Annotated in this window: 16 protein-coding genes; 6 read left to right on the top strand and 10 right to left on the bottom strand. The window is 67.6% G+C overall.

Going from position 1 to position 19,453, the window contains the following annotated elements; genetic code table 11:
• Positions 1 to 16 precede the first annotated feature (16 nt).
• The 3 genes from ACZYRS_RS30755 to ACZYRS_RS30745 all read left to right on the top strand — a co-directional run bounded on the left by ACZYRS_RS30755 (position 17) and on the right by ACZYRS_RS30745 (position 4,765).
• Positions 17 to 1,309: a glutamate-5-semialdehyde dehydrogenase gene (locus tag ACZYRS_RS30755; RefSeq protein WP_463422234.1), complete on the top strand. Its 1,293-nt coding sequence runs from the start codon at positions 17 to 19 to the stop codon at positions 1,307 to 1,309.
• A gap of 95 nt (positions 1,310 to 1,404) precedes the next feature.
• Positions 1,405 to 2,721 carry a glutamate--cysteine ligase gene (gene gshA / locus ACZYRS_RS30750; RefSeq protein ID WP_013538918.1) on the top strand — a complete coding sequence of 439 codons (1,317 nt, stop codon included), beginning with the start codon at positions 1,405 to 1,407 and terminating at the stop codon, positions 2,719 to 2,721.
• Positions 2,722 to 2,896: 175 nt separating this feature from the next.
• The gene (locus ACZYRS_RS30745; RefSeq protein ID WP_463422233.1) at positions 2,897 to 4,765 is read left to right on the top strand and encodes a potassium transporter Kup; all 1,869 of its coding nucleotides are present in this window, start codon (positions 2,897 to 2,899) and stop codon (positions 4,763 to 4,765) included.
• Between the two features lie 25 nt (positions 4,766 to 4,790).
• Here ACZYRS_RS30745 and ACZYRS_RS30740 read toward each other — a convergent pair whose 3' ends face one another.
• Complete coding sequence (locus ACZYRS_RS30740) at positions 4,791 to 5,711, bottom strand: polysaccharide deacetylase family protein (protein ID WP_463422232.1); 921 nt, start codon at positions 5,709 to 5,711, stop codon at positions 4,791 to 4,793.
• A 10-nt stretch (positions 5,712 to 5,721) separates the two neighbouring features.
• Entirely contained in the window at positions 5,722 to 6,144 is a 423-nt protein-coding gene (locus ACZYRS_RS30735; protein ID WP_463422231.1) for a nuclear transport factor 2 family protein, read from the bottom strand.
• A gap of 126 nt (positions 6,145 to 6,270) precedes the next feature.
• On the opposite strand from ACZYRS_RS30735, the gene ACZYRS_RS30730 reads away from it, so the two are divergent.
• Together ACZYRS_RS30730 and gshB are read left to right on the top strand one after the other, a co-directional pair.
• Positions 6,271 to 7,536, top strand: a complete 1,266-nt coding sequence (locus ACZYRS_RS30730; protein ID WP_463422230.1) for a benzoate/H(+) symporter BenE family transporter — start codon at positions 6,271 to 6,273, stop codon at positions 7,534 to 7,536.
• A complete protein-coding gene (gene gshB, locus ACZYRS_RS30725) occupies positions 7,533 to 8,486 on the top strand; it encodes a glutathione synthase (RefSeq protein ID WP_198787131.1) in 954 nt (317 codons plus the stop codon). The genes ACZYRS_RS30730 and gshB overlap by 4 nt, the downstream gene beginning before the upstream one ends.
• Here gshB and ACZYRS_RS30720 read toward each other — a convergent pair.
• From ACZYRS_RS30720 to ACZYRS_RS30700, 5 genes are all read right to left on the bottom strand, one after another.
• Entirely contained in the window at positions 8,449 to 9,768 is a 1,320-nt protein-coding gene (locus ACZYRS_RS30720) for a PepSY-associated TM helix domain-containing protein (RefSeq protein WP_463422229.1), read from the bottom strand. The genes gshB and ACZYRS_RS30720 overlap by 38 nt on opposite strands.
• Entirely contained in the window at positions 9,768 to 11,969 is a 2,202-nt protein-coding gene (locus ACZYRS_RS30715) for a TonB-dependent receptor (protein ID WP_463422228.1), read from the bottom strand. The genes ACZYRS_RS30720 and ACZYRS_RS30715 overlap by 1 nt, the downstream gene beginning before the upstream one ends.
• Positions 11,970 to 12,083: 114 nt before the next feature.
• Positions 12,084 to 12,851, bottom strand: coding sequence for a class II glutamine amidotransferase (locus ACZYRS_RS30710; RefSeq protein ID WP_463422227.1), 768 nt, complete (start codon positions 12,849 to 12,851; stop codon positions 12,084 to 12,086).
• 41 nt (positions 12,852 to 12,892) lie between these two features.
• The gene (locus ACZYRS_RS30705) at positions 12,893 to 14,035 is read right to left on the bottom strand and encodes an ABC transporter substrate-binding protein (RefSeq protein ID WP_463422226.1); all 1,143 of its coding nucleotides are present in this window, start codon (positions 14,033 to 14,035) and stop codon (positions 12,893 to 12,895) included.
• A gap of 70 nt (positions 14,036 to 14,105) precedes the next feature.
• Positions 14,106 to 15,617 carry a DHA2 family efflux MFS transporter permease subunit gene (locus ACZYRS_RS30700; RefSeq protein WP_463422225.1) on the bottom strand — a complete coding sequence of 504 codons (1,512 nt, stop codon included), beginning with the start codon at positions 15,615 to 15,617 and terminating at the stop codon, positions 14,106 to 14,108.
• Positions 15,618 to 15,745: 128 nt separating this feature from the next.
• On the opposite strand from ACZYRS_RS30700, the gene ACZYRS_RS30695 reads away from it, so the two are divergent.
• A complete protein-coding gene (locus ACZYRS_RS30695; RefSeq protein ID WP_463422224.1) occupies positions 15,746 to 17,092 on the top strand; it encodes a zinc-binding metallopeptidase family protein in 1,347 nt (448 codons plus the stop codon).
• On the opposite strand, the gene ACZYRS_RS30690 is transcribed toward ACZYRS_RS30695, so the two are convergent.
• The 3 genes from ACZYRS_RS30690 to ACZYRS_RS30680 form a co-directional block, all read right to left on the bottom strand.
• Complete coding sequence (locus tag ACZYRS_RS30690; protein ID WP_198787138.1) at positions 17,083 to 17,313, bottom strand: cysteine-rich CWC family protein; 231 nt, start codon at positions 17,311 to 17,313, stop codon at positions 17,083 to 17,085. The two genes, ACZYRS_RS30695 and ACZYRS_RS30690, sit on opposite strands and share 10 nt — an antisense overlap.
• Entirely contained in the window at positions 17,310 to 18,566 is a 1,257-nt protein-coding gene (locus ACZYRS_RS30685; RefSeq protein WP_257862751.1) for a 6-phosphofructokinase, read from the bottom strand. Before ACZYRS_RS30685 ends, ACZYRS_RS30690 begins: the two co-directional genes overlap by 4 nt.
• Before the next feature lie 64 nt (positions 18,567 to 18,630).
• Positions 18,631 to 19,434 (bottom strand): enoyl-CoA hydratase-related protein, encoded by an 804-nt coding sequence (locus ACZYRS_RS30680; RefSeq protein ID WP_463422223.1) that lies wholly within the window; start codon positions 19,432 to 19,434, stop codon positions 18,631 to 18,633.
• Positions 19,435 to 19,453 lie beyond the last annotated feature (19 nt).

The raw sequence follows: 19,453 nt of genomic DNA, 5'->3' as shown, positions 1-19,453 counted from the left end.
GTGGGAAAATGCCGACATGAATGCGTTCAACGTCAGCGAGCACATGCAGGCCCTCGGGCTGCAGGCAAAGACCGCTGCTTTCCTCATGGCCCGTGCGGATGCAGCTACCAAAAACATAGCGTTGAAGGCGCTCGCGCGGCGCCTGCGCGAAGCCGGCCCGGTGCTGGCGGTCGCCAACGAGAAAGACCTGGAACGCGCCACCGCCGCCGGCCTCTCGGCCCCGATGGTCGATCGCCTCAAGCTCACCCCGAAGGTCATCGAGACCGTGGCCCTGGGCTGCGAGCAGCTGGCCGGCATGGCCGATGTGATCGGCGAAATCATCGGCATGAAGCAGCAACCCAGCGGCATTCGCGTGGGCCAGATGCGGGTGCCGATCGGTGTCTTCGGCATGATCTACGAGAGCCGGCCCAACGTGACCATCGAGGCCGCGAGCCTGGCGATCAAGAGCGGCAACGCGGCCATCCTGCGTGGTGGCTCCGAAGCGATCGAGTCGAACAAGGCGCTGGCGCTGCTGGTGTCCGAGGCGCTGGCCGAAGCGGGCCTGCCGGTCGAGGCGGTGCAGCTGGTGCAGACCACCGACCGCGAGGCCGTGGGCCAGCTCATCGCCATGCCCGAATTCGTGGATGTGATCATTCCGCGCGGCGGCAAGGGGCTGATCGAGCGCATCAGCCGCGACGCCAAGGTGCCGGTCATCAAGCACCTGGACGGCAACTGCCACGTCTATGTGGACGACACGGCCGAATTCGGCATGGCGCTGCGCATCGTGGACAACGCCAAGACCCAGAAGTACAGCCCCTGCAATGCGGCCGAAGGCCTGCTGGTGTCCGAGACGGTCGCGGAAGACTTCCTGCCGCAGATTGCCGCCATCTTTGCCGCCAAGGGCGTCGAGATGCGCTGCGATCCGGCCGCGGCGCAGATCCTGCGGGCCAGCGGCGCTGCCGATCCGGCCGCCAGGGTGGTCGACGCGGTCGAATCCGATTGGTCCGAGGAATACCTGGCCGCGGTGATCAGCATCAAGGTCGTGGCCGGCGTCGATGAGGCCATTGCGCACATCAACCGCTATTCGAGCCACCACACCGACGCCATCGTCACGCGCGACCACGTGCATGCACAGCGCTTTTTGCGCGAGGTCGATTCGGCCAGCGTCATGGTCAATGCGAGCACCCGCTTCGCCGATGGCTTCGAGTTCGGGCTGGGTGCCGAAATCGGCATCAGCACCGACAAGTTCCACGCGCGCGGCCCGGTCGGCATCGAAGGGCTGACTTCGCTCAAGTACGTGGTGCTCGGCCAGGGCGAAGTGCGAAGCTGATGCGTGCTGCTCCCGCGGTCTTGTCATCGGGGCATGCACCCCCAATTCCTACAATTCCGCTCCACCTTTAAGTAAAAATCGAAGAAGGCCGCCGCATGGTTCCGCATCTCGTCACCGCCCTGACCGGCCCGATCAACGAATTGGAGCAGCGGGTGCTCGACTCGATGCCAGCCATCGAGCGCTGGTTCCGCCTTGAATGGATGGAGCACACGCCGCCGTTCTACAGCTCGGTCGACATCCGCAACGCGGGCTTCAAGCTCGCTCCGGTCGACACCAACCTGTTCCCGGGTGGCTGGAACAACCTCACCAAGGAAATGCTGCCGCTGGCGGTGCAGGCCGCGCAGGCGGCCATCGAGAAGATCTGTCCAGAGGCGCGCAACCTGCTCGTCATTCCGGAAAATCACTCCAAAAACACCTTTTATCTCGCCAACATCGCGCAACTTGTGCGCATCTTCCACATGGCGGGGCTGAACGTGCGAATCGGCTCCGTCGATCCGGCCATCAAGTCGCCCAAGAAGATCGAACTGCCCAACGGAGAGACCGTGACCCTCGAGCCGGTGGTGCGCGGCAAGCGCCGGCTGGGCCTGAAAAACTTCGATCCCTGCACAATTTTGCTCAACAACGAGCTTTCTGCAGGAACGCCCGGCATCCTCGAGGATTTGCACGAGCAATACCTGCTGCCGCCGCTGCACGCCGGCTGGTCGGTGCGCCGCAAGAGCAATCACCTGCACAGCTATGAAGAGCTGTCCAAGCGCTTGGGCAAGCTCCTGGGCATCGACCCCTGGCTCATCAACCCCATCTACGCGCGCGCCGAAGGCGTGGACATCGCCGAGGGCCGTGGCATCGACGTGCTGACCAGTCACGTCGATGCGGTGCTCACCAAGGTGCGCCGCAAGTACAAGGAATACGGCATCAACGAGAAGCCGTTCGTCGTCGTCAAGGGCGGCCACAGCGGCAGCGGCAGCCCGGGCGTGGTGACGGTGCGCGATGCCAAGGAGGTCGAGGCGCTGATCGGCAAGTCGCGCACCAGCACGTCGTCGGCGGCCAAGACCTCCGCCGGGCGCGATCTGCGCGAACCCACCGAGCTGATCGTCCAGGAAGGCGTGCTGACCAACGAGCGCGTGCACAACGGCGTGGCCGAGCCGGTCGTCTACATGATGGACCGCTATGTGGTCGGCGGCTTCTACCGGGTGCACGCCGAGCAGGCGGCCGACGAGAACCTGAAGCTGCCGGGCGCGAGCTACGTGCCGCTGGCTTTCTCGGAAAGCACGCACATGCCCCAGCCCGGCGCCAAGCCCGGCGCGAGCGCCCCGAACCGTTTTTACATGTATGGCGTGGTCGGCCGCCTGGCCATGGTCGCGGCCAGCTACGAGATGGAAGCGACCGACCCGGACGCCGAAATCTACGAATGATTGGGGTTGTCGGGTTGCGGGGTCACCCGGCAACGGCAAAATAGCGGCCCCACAGCAACGGAAACAAAAGGGCGGGAGGGGCGGCGCGTGGTGGAACGAATGTTCCGCCGCCACGACGCCCCCGCGTGTCTGACGCGTCGATCCCCAACGGCCAGCCCTTTTCCCCATCGACTTCGTGTCAGCCCCCAAATCAATCTCTGCCGGCCTGATCGTCGGCGCCATCGGCGTCGTCTATGGCGACATCGGCACCAGCGTGCTGTACGCGGTCAAGGAAGTGTTCGGCCACGGGCACGTGCCGTTCACCGTCCAGAACGTCTACGGCATCCTGTCGATGTTCTTCTGGACGCTCACCGTCATCGTCTCGATCAAGTACGTGGTGCTGGTGCTGCGCGCCGACAACGAAGGCGAGGGCGGCCTCGTTGCCATGCTCGCGCTGGCCTCCCGGGCGGTGGCCGACAGGCCGCGCCTTCGCCACGTGCTCCTGGTGATCGGCATCTTCGGCACCTCGCTCTTCTACGGCGACGGCGTCATCACGCCGGCCATCTCGGTGCTGTCGGCGGTCGAGGGCCTGGAGGTGGTGTCGCCGCACTTCAAGCACTACGTGATCCCGATCACCCTGGTCGTGCTGTTCTGCCTCTTCGCCGTGCAAAAGCGCGGCACCGCGGGCATCGGCAAATTCTTCGGGCCGGTCACGCTGGCGTGGTTCGCGGCCATCGCGGTGCTGGGCGTGTGGCAGATCCTGCACCACCCCGAAATCGTCAAGGCGCTCAACCCCTGGTATGCGCTCAAGTTCATCTGGGACAACCCGGGCACCAGCTTCATCCTGCTGGGCGCGATGGTGCTGTGCGTGACCGGCGCCGAGGCGCTGTACGCCGACCTCGGCCACTTCGGCAAGAAGCCGATCCGCATCGCGTGGTTCTCGGTCGTGATGCCGGCGCTGACGCTCAACTACCTCGGCCAGGGCGCGCTGCTGCTGGAGAACCCCGAGGCGGTGAAGAACCCCTTCTTCATGATGGCGCCCGAGTGGGCGCTCGTTCCGCTGGTGATGCTGGCCACGCTGTCCACGGTGATCGCCTCGCAGGCACTCATCACCGGCGCGTTCAGCGTGACGCGCCAGGTGATCCAGCTGGGCTACCTGCCGCGCCTGAACATCGAGCACACCAGCGTGCGCACGGCCGGGCAGATCTACATCCCGCTGGTCAACTGGGGCTTGTTCGTGGCCATCGTGCTGGCGGTGGTGATGTTCCGCACCTCGAGCAGCCTGGCCGCGGCCTACGGCATCGCGGTAACGACCGACATGCTGATCACCACGATCCTCACCTTCTTCGTGATCCGCTACGCGTGGAAGCTGCCGCTGGCACTGTGCATTGCATCGACCGCAGTCTTCTTCGTGGTCGACTTCCTGTTCTTCGCCTCGAACCTGCTCAAGCTGTTCGAGGGCGGCTGGTTCCCGCTGCTGATCGGCGGCTTCGTGTTCACGCTGATGATCACGTGGAAGGAAGGCCGGCGCCTCATGGGCGAGGCGCAGCACGCCGACGCCATCGACCTCAAGTCGTTCCTCGATTCCGTGTTCGTGAGCCCGCCGGCGCGCGTGGACGGCACGGCCGTGTTCCTCACCGCGGAGCCGGGCGTCGTGCCCAACGCGCTCCTGCACAACTTGAAGCACAACAAGGTGCTGCACGAGCAGAACATGTTCGTCACCGTGCGCAACCACGAGGTGCCCTGGATCCCGATGGACAAGCGCATCGAGATCGAGGCGCTCGGCCACCACTGCTGGCAGGTCATCGTGCACTACGGCTTCAAGAACGACATCGACCTGCCGCGTGCGCTCGAACATGCACGCCTGCGCGGCTGCCAGCTGGAGCCGATGGCCACGAGCTACTTTCTCTCCCGCGACGTCGTGATCCCGACGCTGGGCAGCGGCATGGCGCCATGGCGCGAGAAGCTCTTCGCGCAGATGCACCACAACGCGAGCGGGGCGGCGGCGTTCCTGGGGCTGCCGAACAATGCGGTGGTGGAGTTGGGGTCGAAGATCGAGATCTGAAGCGGAGGAAAGGGCCGCCGCCTCTTCAGCCGAAGTCTTCCGGCCGCTCCGCCGCCAGTTTCGTCATGTGCCCCGCGATCGCCCCCGGCGTCGTGAACCAGATATCCCCCCGGTCCCGCGCCCGCGCCAGGTGTGCGAGCGCCGTGCGCAGGTGGCGCACCCGGTACGGCTGGCCCACGATGTACGGGTGCAGCGCCAGCCCCATCACCAACGGCTGGGCACGCGACTGCGCGAGCATCTCGTCGAAGTTGTCGACCACCATCGCGCTGAAATCCTTCGCGTCCATCAGGCGGCCCACGATCATCGGGATGTCGTTGAGCTCCTGCGGATACGGCACCGACCAGATCGAGCCGCCGCGCGTTCGCATGCGCACCGGCTGGTCGTCGTGGCACCAGTTGAGCGTGTAGCCGTAGCCGGTTTCGCCGAGCAGGTCGGGCGTCGTGGCGCTTTCCGAGATCCACGGCGACAGCCAGCCCGCGGGCGCCTGGCCGCTTTCGCGCAGCATGCGTTCGCGGCAGCGCAGCAGCAGGGCGCGCTCGTTTTCTTCGTCGAGCGCGCCCTGGCGCTCCGCGTTGCTGTGGCCGTGGCCGATGAGTTCGTCGCCGCGCGCCACGCAGGCCTCGACCAGTTCCGGGCAGTGGTCGTAGAGCGCGGTGTTGATGAGCGCGCCGGTCGGCAGCGCCAGCGCATCGAACAGCTCGAGGCAGCGCCACGCACCCACGCGGTTGCCGTATTCGCGCCAGCCGTGGTTGAGCACATCGGGCTGCGGCGAGGCCGGGCCGATGCAGGCGCCCAGGCCGTCGCCGAAGACGAAGTGCTCGATGTTGAAACCCAGGTACACAGCCAGCCGCGCGCCGTTCGGCCAAGCGTAGTCGGGGCGCCGCGTGATCGGGCGGTAGTCGAAGCGATCGTGCGAGGGCAGGAGGTCGGGCCAGCGTGTCGTCATGCGTTGTGCCTCACAGCACCGCGAGGCCGGCGCGCACCAGCAGCCATTCGGCGCTGTCGTTCCACACGTCCATCTGCACGATGAGCCCGTGGCTCACCACATAGCGGTCGACGTACCGGTTGCCTTCGAAGGCCGTGCCGTCGGGCCAGGCGCCGTAGAGCGTGCCCAGGCTGTAGACCACGGTGGCCTCGGGCGTGCCGCCGGCCACCGTTTCGGTGCGTTCGATCTTCTTCTTCACCCAGGCGTAGCGCTTCGCGTTGAAGGCCGAGGTGTCGCCGGGCGCGTGCATCGCGCGGTTGCCGGTGAAGCGGATGCGGATGTCGGGCGCGGTGAAGCGCGAGGCCGATTGCGGGTCGGGAATCATCACGAGCCGGAGGAATTCGTCGACCACCGCGGCGGGGGCGGCGGGGTTGGGGGGAGCTGAAGTGTTCATGGGGTTCTCCATCGTTGAGGCCACGGCGGTGCATGGCAGTGCGTGGCGGTGCATGGTGGAAACCTCCGCAATTCCTGTGCCGAACGGGCCTCGCCCGGGCCTTCGGGCGCCCGGCACAATCGCGCGATGTCATTTTTCAAGGACCTGAGCCTTTCGGCCTTCACCGCGGGCTTCGTCGCCGTGCTCGTGGGTTTCACGAGTTCGGTGGCCATCGTGTTCCAGGCCGCGCAGGCCTTCGGCGCCACGCCGGAGATGGCGGCCTCGTGGATGTGGGCGCTGGGCATCGGCATGGGGCTGGCCTCGGTGCTGCCTTCGCTCTGGTGGAAGAAGCCGGTGATGATCGCCTGGAGCACGCCGGGCGCCGCCGTGCTGGCGGTCGCGGGCGTCGGCCACAGCATGGGCGAGGCGGTGGGCGCATTCATCGTCTGCGCGGTGCTGATCGTGCTGGCCGGCGCCACCGGATGGTTCGAGCGCGTGATGAACCGGATTCCGATGGCGATCGCCTCGGCGCTCCTGGCCGGCGTGCTGGCGCGCTTCGGCATCTCGGCCTTCGTCGCGGCGCAGACGGCCTTGCCGCTGGTGCTGCTGATGCTGGGCACCTACCTGGTCGGCAGGCGGCTGCTGCCGCGCTATGCGGTGCCGCTGACGCTGCTCGTGGCCATCGTCTTCGTGGCGGCGCGCGGCGAACTCGCGTGGTCGTCGGTGCATTTCTCGCTGACCTGGCCGGTGTTCACGATGCCGGTCTTCAGCTGGCAGGCGGTCGTGAGCCTGGCGCTGCCGCTCTTCGTCGTGACCATGGCCTCGCAGAACCTGCCCGGCGTGGCGGCGATCCGCGCGAGCGGCTACAGCGATTTACCGGTCAGCAAGCTCATCACCCTCAGCGGCCTCGCGACGCTGGTGCTCGCGCCCTTCGGCGCGTTCGCGCTGAATCTGAGCGCGATCACGGCCGCCATGTGCATGGGCCGCGAAGCCCACGAAGACCCGGCGCGGCGCTATACGGCGGCGGTGACCTGCGGTGCGATCTACGTGGTGATCGGGCTCTTCGGCGCGGCGGTCACGGGGCTGCTCACGGCGTTTCCGAAAGAGCTGGTCGCGGCCATCGCGGGCCTCGCGCTGCTGGGCACCATCGGCGGCGGGCTCGCGGCCGCGGTGCGCGACGAAACACACCGCGAGGCGGCGCTGATCACCTTCCTGGTCACGCTCTCGGGCATCACGCTGGCAGGCATCGGCTCGGCCTTCTGGGGCGTGGTGGCCGGGGCGGTGGCGCTGGCCGTGCAGCAGGTGGGGCGACAGCAAAAAGCCCCTGTCGGCAAAGAGATGGCCGCTTCCGGCAACATCGCCCCAGAAACCAATGTGGCCGCCGCACCCGGCGCCGGAAAGAACGTCCCGTGAAAAACATCCTCTTCGTCGCCGACCCGCTCGATCACTTCAAGATCTACAAGGACACCACCTTCTCGATGATGCGCGAGGCCCAGCGGCGCGGCCACCGCATTGCGGCCTGCCTGCCGCAGGACATCCAGTGGAAGTCGGGCGGGCTGGTCACGGCCACGGTGCAGCAGATCACGCTCACGGGAGACGCCAAGGACTGGTACACCGTCGACATCACCGAGTCGAAGGCGCTGAAGGACTTCGACGCGGTGCTGATGCGCAAGGACCCGCCTTTCGACGCCGAGTACATCTATTCGACGCACCTCCTGCAGCAGGCCGAGCGCGAGGGCGCGCAGGTGGTCAACTCGCCGCGCGCGCTGCGCGACCACCCCGAGAAGCTCGCGATCATGGAGTTTCCGCAGTTCGTGACGCCCACGCTGGTCACGCGCAGCGCGCAGGCCGTGCGCGACTTCCATGCGGAGCACGGCGACATCATCTTGAAGCCCCTCGACGGCATGGGCGGCATGGGCATCTTCCGCGTGAAGCAGGACGCGCTGAACCTGGGCTCCATCGTCGAGACGCTCAACAAGGACGGCGCCGAGACGATCATGGTGCAGCGCTTCGTGCCCGAGGTGGTGCAGGGCGACAAGCGCATCCTGATCATCGCGGGCGAGCCGGCGCCCTTCGTGCTGGCGCGCATTCCGCAGGGCACCGAAGTGCGCGGCAACCTGGCCGCGGGCGGCAAGGGCGTGGCGCAGCCGCTGACCGCGCGCAACCGCGAGATCGCCGAGGCGATCGGCAAGGTGCTGGCACCGCGCGGGCTGCTCCTGATCGGGCTGGACGTGATCGGCGACGCGGTCACCGAGATCAACGTGACCAGCCCGACGTGCTTTCAGGAAATCACGGAACAGACCGGCTTCGATGTGCCGAAGATGTTCATCGACGCGCTGGAGAAAGCGCTGCGTCCTGCCTGAGCTCGGAGGCGGACGCGAGCACAGGCGCCGCCGCGCGGGCTTCGCGCTCGCGCCGGGCCTGCAGCCGCCGTGAGCGCAGCTTGCGCGCCCAGATGACGATGCCGGTGATCGACAGCATCGCCACCACCAGCCCGAGCGCCGACATCATGATGCGGCCCGGCATGCCCAGGATGCGCCCGCCGTGCAGCGGCAGTTGCAGCTGCGCGAACACGTCGGCCGCCGTGCCGTGCCATGGCCGGTTGCTGCCGATGAGGTGGCCGTCGCGCCCGTCCAGGTAGAGGTTCGACAGGCCCATGCCGTCGCTGTCGTCGTGCGTGGCGTGGTCGAAGAAAGAGATGTTGTAGAAGCCGCCGCGCGCGTTGTAGAACGCGCCGCCCGGCGGCGTCGTCCAGCCGCGGCGGCGCGCCTCGGCCTCGGCCTGCGCCACGATCTCGCGAAAGCCGATGGTGGGCTCGATGCGCGTGCCCAGCGGTGCGAGCGGCACCAGCGCCGAGGGGCCCGGCGTGGTCTTGGAGACCAGCGAGAGCATCGGGTGGAACACCTCCTTGTAGAGGTTCAGCGAGAACGAGGTGAAGGCCACGACGATGATCAGCCCCCAGATCCACAGCCCGCCCGCGCGGTGCAGGTCGAAGTTGAGCTTGTAGCCGCCTGCGGCCCAGCGCACCGTCCACGCCGGCTTCCAGCGCTGCCACCAGGCGGTTGCAGGCCGGTGCGCCGGCTGCACGGTCTTGCGCAGGCGCCGGGGCATCGTGAGGTAGAGCGCAACGAAGCTGTCGATGAGCCACACCAGCGCCACCGTGCCCATGATCCACCAGCCGATGCGGTCGGTGCCCCACATCGCGGGCACGTGCAGCATGTAGTGCAGCTTGCGCAGGAACGGCATCAGCGTCTCGGGCTTGAGCGAGATCGCTGTCGAGTCGCGGCGCCCGCGCACCTCGGCGGTGACCGAATCGACGAAGACCTGGTTGTAGCCGAGCTTGAAGGGCTTGCCCGTGGCTGGATCGGTTCGCGGCTGCACGAAGTAGCCGGCCGTGTGGCCTTCCTCGAAGCCGAGCGGCATGTAGGCGACCCGCGCGCGCGGGTCATTCGCCTCGACCGCGGCGGCCAGCGCGAACGGGTCCCTGAAAGGGCCGCGGCTCTGCGTGTCGTAGAGCTTGCGGTTGAGCCAGCCGTCGATCTCGTGGTCCCACGAGATGACGGCGCCGGTCAGGCCCGAGACGATGAGGAACAGCGCGACCGCCAGGCCCGCCCAGCGGTGAATGGCCGTCGCGAACGCACGCATCAGAAGTCGATGGTGCCGCTCACCGAGACGGTGCGCGGTGCGCCCATCACCAGGTAGTTGGAGCCCTGCGTGCCGCCCACCGAGCCCCAGTACGACTTGTTGAACAGGTTGTCGATGCGCGCGCGCAGCGTGAGCGCGCGGCCGTTGCCCAGATCGACCAGGTAGCGCGCGCCGATGTCGAAGCGCGTCCAGCCCGGAATCTGCTGCGTGTTGGCGGCGTTGGCGTACTGCTTGGAGGTGTACAGCAGGCGCGCATTCAGCGACAGGTTGCGCACGCCCGGCACATCCCACTCGGCGCCCAGGTTGGCCTGCTGCTTGGCCACGCCGATGGCGGTGAGGCCGTCGGTGGCGCCGCCTTGCGTGTTCTTCTGCTTGGCATCGAGCAGCGTCAGGCCGCCCAGGAGGCGCAGGCCCTTGGCCGGCTGGCCGAACACCGAGAACTCCAGGCCCTGGTTGCGCTGCTTGCCGTACAGGCCGTAGGACTGGCCCGAGTACTGGTAGACCGGCTGGTCGGTGGTGAAGAACGCGGCGCTCGCGCCCAGCGTGCCGCCGTCGTACTTCACGCCGATTTCCTTCTGCTTGGCCTGGTACGGCGCGAACACCTCGCCGGCGTTGGTGACCGGCCGGTTGTTCACCGTGCCGGGTGCCACGTTGCCCTTGACCAGGGCTTCGATGTAGTTGGCGTAGGCCGACACGGTCGGCGTGATCTTGAACACGACGCCGGCCACCGGCGTGGTCTTGCTCTTGTCGTAGGCGCTCGATTCCGTGATCGTGTTGTAGGCAAAGCTCGTCTGCTTGATGGTCTGGCGGCGCGCGCCGAGCGTGACCAGCAGACGGTCTTCCATGAAGGACATGGTGTCGGCGACGGCGATGCTCGAGGTGTCGATCTTGTCGGTCAGGCGCGGGTCTTCGAGCGTGTTGCCGGTGAAGTTGTTGGCGACCGGGTAGGGCGAGAAGAAGGGCGCGTAGATGTTGTTGAGAACGGCGCCGCGCGAGATCGTGTAGGCGTTGTCGCGGTCGTTGCTGTACGTGGCGGCCGAGGCCACCACGGTGTGCTTCACCGGGCCGGTGGTGAAGTTGCCGCGCACGCCGATCTCGGCGGTGCCGATGCGGTCCTTGCGCGTGTTGCTGAAGCGCGTGTTGCTGGTGTTGCCGAACGAATTGACCAGCGTCGGGTTCGACAGCACGTTGTCTTCGTCGCTGCGGCGCACGCCGCCGGCGGCCCAGGCCGTGATGTTGTCGGTGATGTCGACCTCGCCGCGGAAGGTGGCGAACTTGTCCTTTTCCTTCGAGTAGGTCCAGGGCTGGGCGAAGTTGCTCTTCGCGTCGGGCGCGCGTGGGATCGGCAGCGTCGAGGAGGGCGTGAGGCTCGGGCGGCCGTCCTTCAGGTCGAAGTCCTGGTAGCCGAAGTCGGCCGACAGGCGCACGTTGCGGCTGTGCCAGTCCAGGCCGACGCCGAAGGCGCTCAGCTGCTGGCTTTCCTTGAAGACGCCGGTGCCGCCTTCGCGGCGCACGGCGTTCACGCGAACGCCCAGGCTGTCGTCGGGACCGAAGCGGCGCGCCAGGTCGAGGTTGACGAAGCCCTGGCCGCCGCTCTGCACGCCGAAGCCGACACGGGTGAGCGGGTCGTTGGGCGCGCGCTTGGGCAGCAGGTTGATCGCGCCGCCGATGCCACTCCCGCCGGGCGCGGCACCGTTCAGGAAGGTGTTGGCGCCACGGAACACTTCCACGCGCTCGAAGAATTCAGAGGCGATGTACTGGCGCGGCAGCATGCCGTAGAGGCCGTTGTAGGAGACGTCGTCCGAATACACGGGGAAGCCGCGCACCACGTACAGCTCCTGGAAGTTGCCGAAGCCGCGCGCCTGTCGCACCGACGGATCGTTGAGCAGCACGTCGGCCACGCTCTTGGCCTGCTGGTCCTGGATCAGCTCGTTGGTGTAGTTGGTGCTGGAGAACGGCGTGCTCATCATGTCCTGGTTGCCGAGGATGCCTACCCGCCCGCCGCGCGCCACCTGGCCGCCGGCGAAGGGTTTGGCGAGGCCTTCGGCCGAGGCGTCGGCGCTGGCTTCGACGGTGATGGGGGCCAGGGCAGCGCTCGGTGCAGGCTCGGCCGCGGGGGTCTGGGCCATCGCCGTCAGGGCATTGAGGGCGAGGAGCGACGCGATCGCGGTCGGGCGAAGAGGGAAAAATGGAGCGGGCATGGAGGGTCGGATGTGCGCAAATGAGAACCGTTATTATTCTCTCGCGCAGCCCCGCCATCGATACTTTCTTGCACTGTTGCAAAAAAGTGTCAGTAAAAAGTCTTCGTCAAGTCTTCAGCGGACCGCCCGCTGCCCGTCCACGAACACATGCAGTTCGCCCGGCGCGAAGGGCGTCCACGTCTCGTTGGTGGTGAGCGGCGTGGTCACCACCACGGCCACACGGTCGGTCGGCGTGGTGTGCTGGGCGAAGTCGATCTCCAGGTCTTCGTCGGACAGCTGCGCCGTCACGAACGGATGCCGCCGCTCCACGTACCAGAGGTTGGTCGACGCATGCGCCCAGAGCGCCTGCCCGTTCGACAGCATGAAGTTGAAGGTGCCGTGGCTCGCGAGCTGCGGCGCCAGTTCGCGCAGCGTGAGCGTCAGCTCCTCGATGCTCGGCACGCCCGCGTGCGACTTGGCCAGCTCCTGCATCAGCCAGCAGAAGGCGTGCTCGCTGTCGGTGTTGCCCACGGGATGGAAATTGCCATGCAGGCGCGGCCGGAAATCCTTCAGGTCGCCGTTGTGCGCAAACACCCAGTAGCGCCCCCACAGCTCGCGCACGAACGGGTGGCAGTTCTGCAGGTTGACCTCGCCCTGCGTGGCCTTGCGGATGTGCGCGATGACGTTGCGGCTCTGGATCGGATAGCGCCGGATCAGCTCCGCCACCGGCGATTCGCTGGCTGGCTGGTGGTCCACGAAATGGCGCAGGCCCCGGTCCTCGAAGAACGCGATGCCCCAGCCGTCGGCATGGTGGTCGGTACGGCCACCGCGCTGCGCGAACCCCGTGAAGCTGAAGGTCACGTCGGTCGGCGTGTTGCAGTTCATCCCTAGCAATTGACACATGCAGGCGATTAGACCGCGATTCGCGCCGCCCTCGCGCGCAGCTAGCGGATGAACTTGCCCTCCTTGGTCACGCGCACCATCTCGATGAAGCGCGAGCCCGTGTTGCTCGCGCCGGTGAAGTCGATCTCCATGCCGCCGATGCGCAGCTTCATCGCCTTGAGCGCCGCGTGCAGCTTGGCGCGCGTCAGGTCGCGGCCGGTGCGGCGCAGGCCCTCGATCATCACGAGCGCGTTCACATAGCCCTCGTAGCTCAGGTAGCCCAGGTCCACCTTGGCGCGTTCGGCCAGCTGGCGGAATTCGCGCGCGGTGGCATCGACCTCGCTCCACGGGTACGGCACGATCTGCGAGATGGCCAGCCCGCTGGTCTTGTCGCCCACGAGCTTGGCGGTGACGTCGCCCGGCACGATCGACATGCCGTAGAACATCTGCCGCCCGCCGGCCGCCCAGGCGGCTTTCATCACCTCGCCGCCGATGCCGCCGCCCAGGTACATGATCACGGCCTGCGCCTTGCTGTCCGCCAGCGCCTTGCCGGATGCCTCGTTGCCCGAGCCGTCGCCCTTGACGGCCACCGCGGCCTCGGGCTTGAGCTTGAGCGTGTCCAGCGCGGCTTCGACCAGCTTGGCGACTTCCGCACCGCCGGGGTTGTCCAGGTAGGCCACGGCGATGCGCGACACGCCGATGGTCGTCAGGTGCTGCACCAGCGCCTGGGCTTCGCGCGCGAAGGTGGCGCGCACGAAATAGCCGGCGGCGCCCATCTTCTCGCGGGCCGAATCCGACACCGCATAGCCGCCCACCGTCGGCGCGCCGCTCTGGTTCACGACCTTGGCGCCCGCGGCGGTGGTGCCCGAGCCCACGCAGCCGAAGAACGCGAAGACGCGGTGCTCCGCCAGCAGCTTCTCGTAGTTGGCCAGGGCCTTCTCGGGCTTGAGCTCGTCGTCGAGCGAAACCACCCGGATCTTGCGGCCCGACAGCCCGCCCTGCGCATTGACCGCATCGAAGGCCAGGCCGGCGCCGGCCATCACCACCTTGACCGGCACGCCGAGCGGACCGCTCAGGATGCCGGTGTGGCCCAGGACGATCTCGCCGTCGGTGACGCCGCTCTCGGCGGCATGGGCCGAAAAGGAAAGAGGGCCGAGTCCGGCCGCTGCCGCAGCCGAGGCGGCAATGAAATTTCTGCGATGCATGGAACCGTTTCGTTATCAGATACAACTGATAACAATTGAATGCGAAAGCGCCTTCCAGGTCCGCCGGTGTTTACCCCGTGTTGCGTGCTGTCCCGTCGGCCTGTTTCGGTCCTTCGCGCAGCTGCCACGCCGCGCAGATCGCCAGCGCGCACAGCCCCGCCAGCATCGCGAACACCTCGTCGAACGCCGCCAGCCGCGCCGGGCTGCTCACCGGATTGGCCAGCGAATCGCCATGCGCGGCAATGCGCCACTCGAGCACGATCGCGCACAGGCTCACGCCGGCCGCGCCGCCCAGCATGCGCACGAAGTTGATCGCGCTCGCGCCCTGCGGAATCAGCGGCTTGGCCAACGGACGCATCGAGCCCAGGTTGAGCGACGGCAGGATGAACCCCAGCCCGATGCGCCCGATGATCGCGAACGCCACCAGGAGCCACATCGCGCTGTCCAGCCTGAGCACCATCATCAGCGCGAACGAGGCGGCCAGCAGCGCAAGGCCCACGGTCACCAGCACCCACGTCGGCTGCCGGTCGGCCAGCCGGCCCACGCCGGCGATGGTCACGGCCAGCACGATGCCGGCCGGCAGAAGAATGGTGCCCACGTGCGACGCCGACAGGCTCAGCCCCACCTGCATGTACACCGGCAACAGGTAGGTCGAGCCGAAGAGCGCCGTGCCGTAGATGAACGCCACCACGCTCCCCATCGCGAACTGGCGGTACTTGAAGAGCGCGAGGTTCATGAGCGGCGTGCCGCCCGAGGCCGCGAGCCGGCGCTGCCACCAGACGAAGGCGGCGAACGACACCAGCGCGCCGCCCAGCAGCAGTGCGGCCTGCAGCGGCGAATCCCCGCGCAGCTCGACCAGCCCGTTCAGGAGGCACAGCGTGCCGACCGTGCCCAGCGCGAGGCCGCGCGCATCGAGCCCGCCGCCGCGCACCGCGGCCACGCCGCCCGGCGCCGTCCTGGGCACGAACTTGTAGGCCAGCCAGATCGAGGCCAGGCAGAACGGCACCACCATGAAGAAGATCGAGCGCCAGCCGAACAGGTCGACCAGCACCCCGCCGATGCTCGGCCCGATGGCCGGCGCCAGCACCACGCCCATGCCGAAGATGCCGCTCGCGCGCCCCTGCTCGTGCGGCTCGAAGGCGCGCAGGATGATGATGGCCGGAATGGGCTGCACCACGCCCGCCGCGAGCCCTTCGGCCACGCGCGCGAACAGCACCAGCGAGAAGTTGTTGGCCAGCCCGCCCACGATGCCGCCCACGAGCAGCAGCAGCATCGTGCCCACGTAGGTGCGGCGGTAGCCGTAGCGCGAAAGCAGCCACGGCGTGGTGAGCATCGAGACCGTCATCGCCACCATGAAACCCGAGCTCACCCACTGCGCACGCTCCTGGCCGAGCGAGAAGTGGTGGCTCATGCCGGGGATCGCGACGTTCACGATGGTCGAGGACATGATCGAGGCCATCGTCCCCACCATCACCGACATCAGCAGATACCAGCGGTAGCGCTCGCCGTAGCGTTCGCGCAGGATGCCCATGGAGGGCGGCGCCGGCGTGGGCGCGGTTTCGGGCGTGGGTGGGGCGGTCATGGGGCGGCGGAATGTCTCGGGGTCCGTCGTCCTACAAGCATATCGGTGTTTGCGCGGCGAAGGCCGCAACGGGCGGTCGCACAATGCAGCGGCTGTCCCCTCCGCGTCAGCGCCAAGAAGACAACAACATGGACTCCCCGATCAACGATCCCGTCAACGAACAGCCCGCCAACGGCGAGCCGGAAGCCGCGCCCACGCTCGCGACCGAGCTCGCCGCGCCGACCGTGAGCCGCGCCTACCGCTGCCAGTGCGGCCGTCCCGTGTTCCTGCGCAACAGCGAGTGCCTGGCCTGCCACACGCCGCTCGGCTACGTGATCGATCGCCTGGGCGTCATGCCGCTCGCGCCGGCCGACGGCGAGGGGGCGCTGCCCGACACCTTCACCGTCTTCGGCGATCCGCACGGCAAGACCTACCACCGCTGCGCGAACCTCATGACGCCCGCCGCCTGCAGCTGGATGATCGAAGTGCCGCGCGAAGGCGAGACCATTCCCCCCGACGACCAGGGCCTCGCGCCCGGCTACTGCCTCGCGTGCAGCGTCACCCGCACCATTCCCGACCTCTCGGTGGAGAGCAACGGCGAACTCTGGCGCAAGCTGGAGACCGCCAAGCGCCGCCTCGTCTCGCAATTGCTCGCGCTCGGCCTGCCGGTGGTGAGCCGCCATGCCGATCCGGTGCACGGCCTCGCGTTCGATTTCTTGAGCAACATGCCCGGCGGCCCGCACGTCATGACCGGCCACGAGCACGGCGTGATCACGCTCAATGCCGAGGAGGCCGAAGACGCCGTGCGCGAACGCATCCGCGCCGAGATGCGCGAGCCCTACCGCACGCTGCTGGGGCACTTCCGCCACGAGATCGGCCACTACTACTGGGACCTCCTGGTGCTGCCCACGCCATGGATCGACGACTTCCGCGCGCTCTTCGGCGACGACCGCGCCGACTACGCCGCCGCGCTGCAGACCCACTACGAACAGGGCCCGCCGCCCGACTGGGCCGACCGTTTCGTGAGCAGCTACGCGAGCACGCATCCGTGGGAAGACTGGGCCGAGACCTGGGCCCACTACCTGCACATGGCCGACACCGCGGATACCGCGATGAGCTTCGGCGTCGATGCGACGAACGTCGAGTTGACGAGCGACCTCTTCACCGCCGAAGACCTCTGGCAGCCCGAGCATCCCGATGCCGCGAAATTCCTGGACTTCATCAACGGCTGGGTGCTGCTGACCAACGTGCTCAACGAACTGTCGCGCAGCATGGGGCAGCCCGACTACTACCCCTTCGTGCTGCCGCGCGCGGCGGTGGGCAAGCTGCAGTTCATCCACCGCGTGATCACCGAGCAGCGGCCCGGATCGGCGCCGACGATGGTGGTGGCCAGCGATGTGGCGGCAGCCGAGCCGGTCGAGACTGCGCCCGAACAGGGGCAGTCGCAATCCCAAACGCAATCGCAATCGCAATCCCAGGGCGGCGTTCAGTCCTGAGGCGGCGTTCCCGCGGCGCAGCGTGCGCAGATGCAAGCCAAGCCGCGCATCGCCTCCGGCAGTTTGGCGAGCGGCGCGTTGCTGAAGTCGACCTGCATGCACCAGCAAGGCGGCTGCGCCTGGCCCGTCTCGCGTTCGACTTCCATCGCGCAGCGGTTCGATTCGCCGCACAGCGGGCAGCGTGTGGCGTCGATGACCGCGGCGGTGGTGGCTGTCGTCATGCGAGTTCGAAAGCCGGCAGCTTTTTGGCCACCGCGACGTTCTGCAACGTCACATACACCGGCAAGCCATCGCGGTATGCGGGGTAGTCCTCGCCCTCGATCAGCGGCAGCAGGTAGCGCCGGCATTTCTCGGTGATGCCGTAGCCGTCGTCCGAGATGAAATCGCGCGGCATCGGCTTCTCGACATTGGCCACCGATTCGAGCGGCGCGCTGCCGAGGGTGTACGCGTAGGGCACGTCGGAGGTGCGCTCGATCGTCGGCATCACCGCGTTGCGGCCTTCGAGCGCGAGCTCGACCGCGCGCTGGCCCAGCTCGTAGGCCTGCTTCACGTCGGTGGCCGAGGCGATGTGCCGCGCCGCGCGCTGCAGGTAGTCGGCCACGGCCCAATGGAACTTGTGGCCGTGCGCGTCCTTGATCATCTGCGCCACCACCGGCGCGGCGCCGCCGAGCTGCGCATGGCCGAACGCATCGCGCGTGCCCTGTTCCGCGAGGAAGGTGCCGTCGGGGTAGTGGCACCCCTCGGACACCACGACCGAGCAGTAGCCGTGCTGCTTGACCAGCGCATCGACGCGCGCGAGAAAACGCGCCTTGTCGAACTCGATCTCGGGGAACAGCACCACCACCGGAATGCCCTGGTCCGCGGCGAGCCCGCCGGCCGCGGCGATCCATCCCGCATGCCGGCCCATCACCTCGAGCACGAACACCTTGGTCGAGGTGGCCGCCATCGAGCGCACGTCGAACGAGGCTTCGAGCGTGGACACCGCCACGTATTTCGCGACCGAGCCGAAGCCCGGGCAGCAGTCGGTCAGCGGCAGGTCGTTGTCGATGGTCTTGGGCACGTGGATCGCCTGCAGCGGATAGCCGAGCGATTGCGACAGCTGGCTCACCTTGAAGCAGGTGTCGGCCGAATCGCCGCCGCCGTTGTAGAAGAAATAGCCGATGCCGTGCGCCTTGAACACTTCGATGAGCCGCTCGTATTCGCGCCGGTTTTTTTCAAGGGACTTGAGCTTGTAGCGGCACGAACCGAACGCGCCCGAAGGCGTGGTGCGCAGCGCCGCGATGGCTTCGGCCGATTCGGCGCCCGTGTCGATCAACTCTTCGGTCAGCGCGCCGATGATGCCGTTGCGTCCGGCGTAGAGCTTGCCGATGCGGTCCGGGTGTTTTCGTGCCGTCTCGATCACGCCGCAGGCCGACGCATTGATGACCGAAGTGACGCCGCCCGACTGGGCGTAGAAGGCGTTGAGGATGGGCATGCGGGCATTCTCCCGCAGCCCTATGTCAGGCGCCAGTGCCGGCAGTTTTCAGGGTGTCAGGATGTCAGCGGCTCTCGAACGTGGGCGGCCGCTTCTCGAGGAACGCGCTCACGCCTTCGCGGAAGGTCGGGCGGTCGATCAGCTCGCGCTGGCGTTCGCTTTCGTAGTGCAACTGTTCCTTCAGCGTGTGGCGCTCGGAAGCCTCGAAGGCTTCGCGCGCCTCGATCACCGCATGCGCTGGCAGGCGTGCGAGGCGCTGCGCGATCGCGCGCGCATCGTCCATCAATTGCTCGTCGTCGGCACAGGCCCAGATCAGGCCCCACTGCACCGCGCGGCCCGCGCTAAGGCGTTCGTCGAGCAGCGCCATGCCCATCGCGCGCGCCTTGCCGGCGCGCCGCGGAATGGCCCAGGTGCAACCCAGGTCCGGCACGATGCCCAGCTTCGGAAGGAACGGAAGATAGAAGTACGCGCTGCGCGCCGCGATGGTCACGTCCGCCGCGAGCGCCAGCCCAACGCCCGCGCCGGCTGCCGCGCCGTTCACCGCGGCGACCACCGGCACCGGCAGCGTGCGCAGCGTCTCGATCAGCGGATTGCTCAGCGACTGCATCCATTCGGCCGTCTGCGTGCCGAGCGACTTGCCTTCTTCACCGGGCGCCATCGCGCTCAGGTCGGCGCCCACGCAGAAGGCCTTGCCCGCGCCCGTCAGGATCACGGCGCGCACCGCGCGGTCGTCGCGGATGCGCTCCAGCGCGTCGCGCAGTTCGACCTGCAGCCCGTGCGCGATGGGGTTCAGCTTGGCCGGCAGGTTCAACGTGAGCGTCGCGATGCCGTCGGCGAGCTCATAGAGGATCGGTGATTGGGAGTCCATGGCATCGAGGGTCGACGCC

This window comes from Variovorax sp. AC194 (assembly GCF_979257995.1).
Note: the sequence above shows the minus strand (reverse complement) of the source record. Positions and strands in the feature narration are given on the sequence as shown.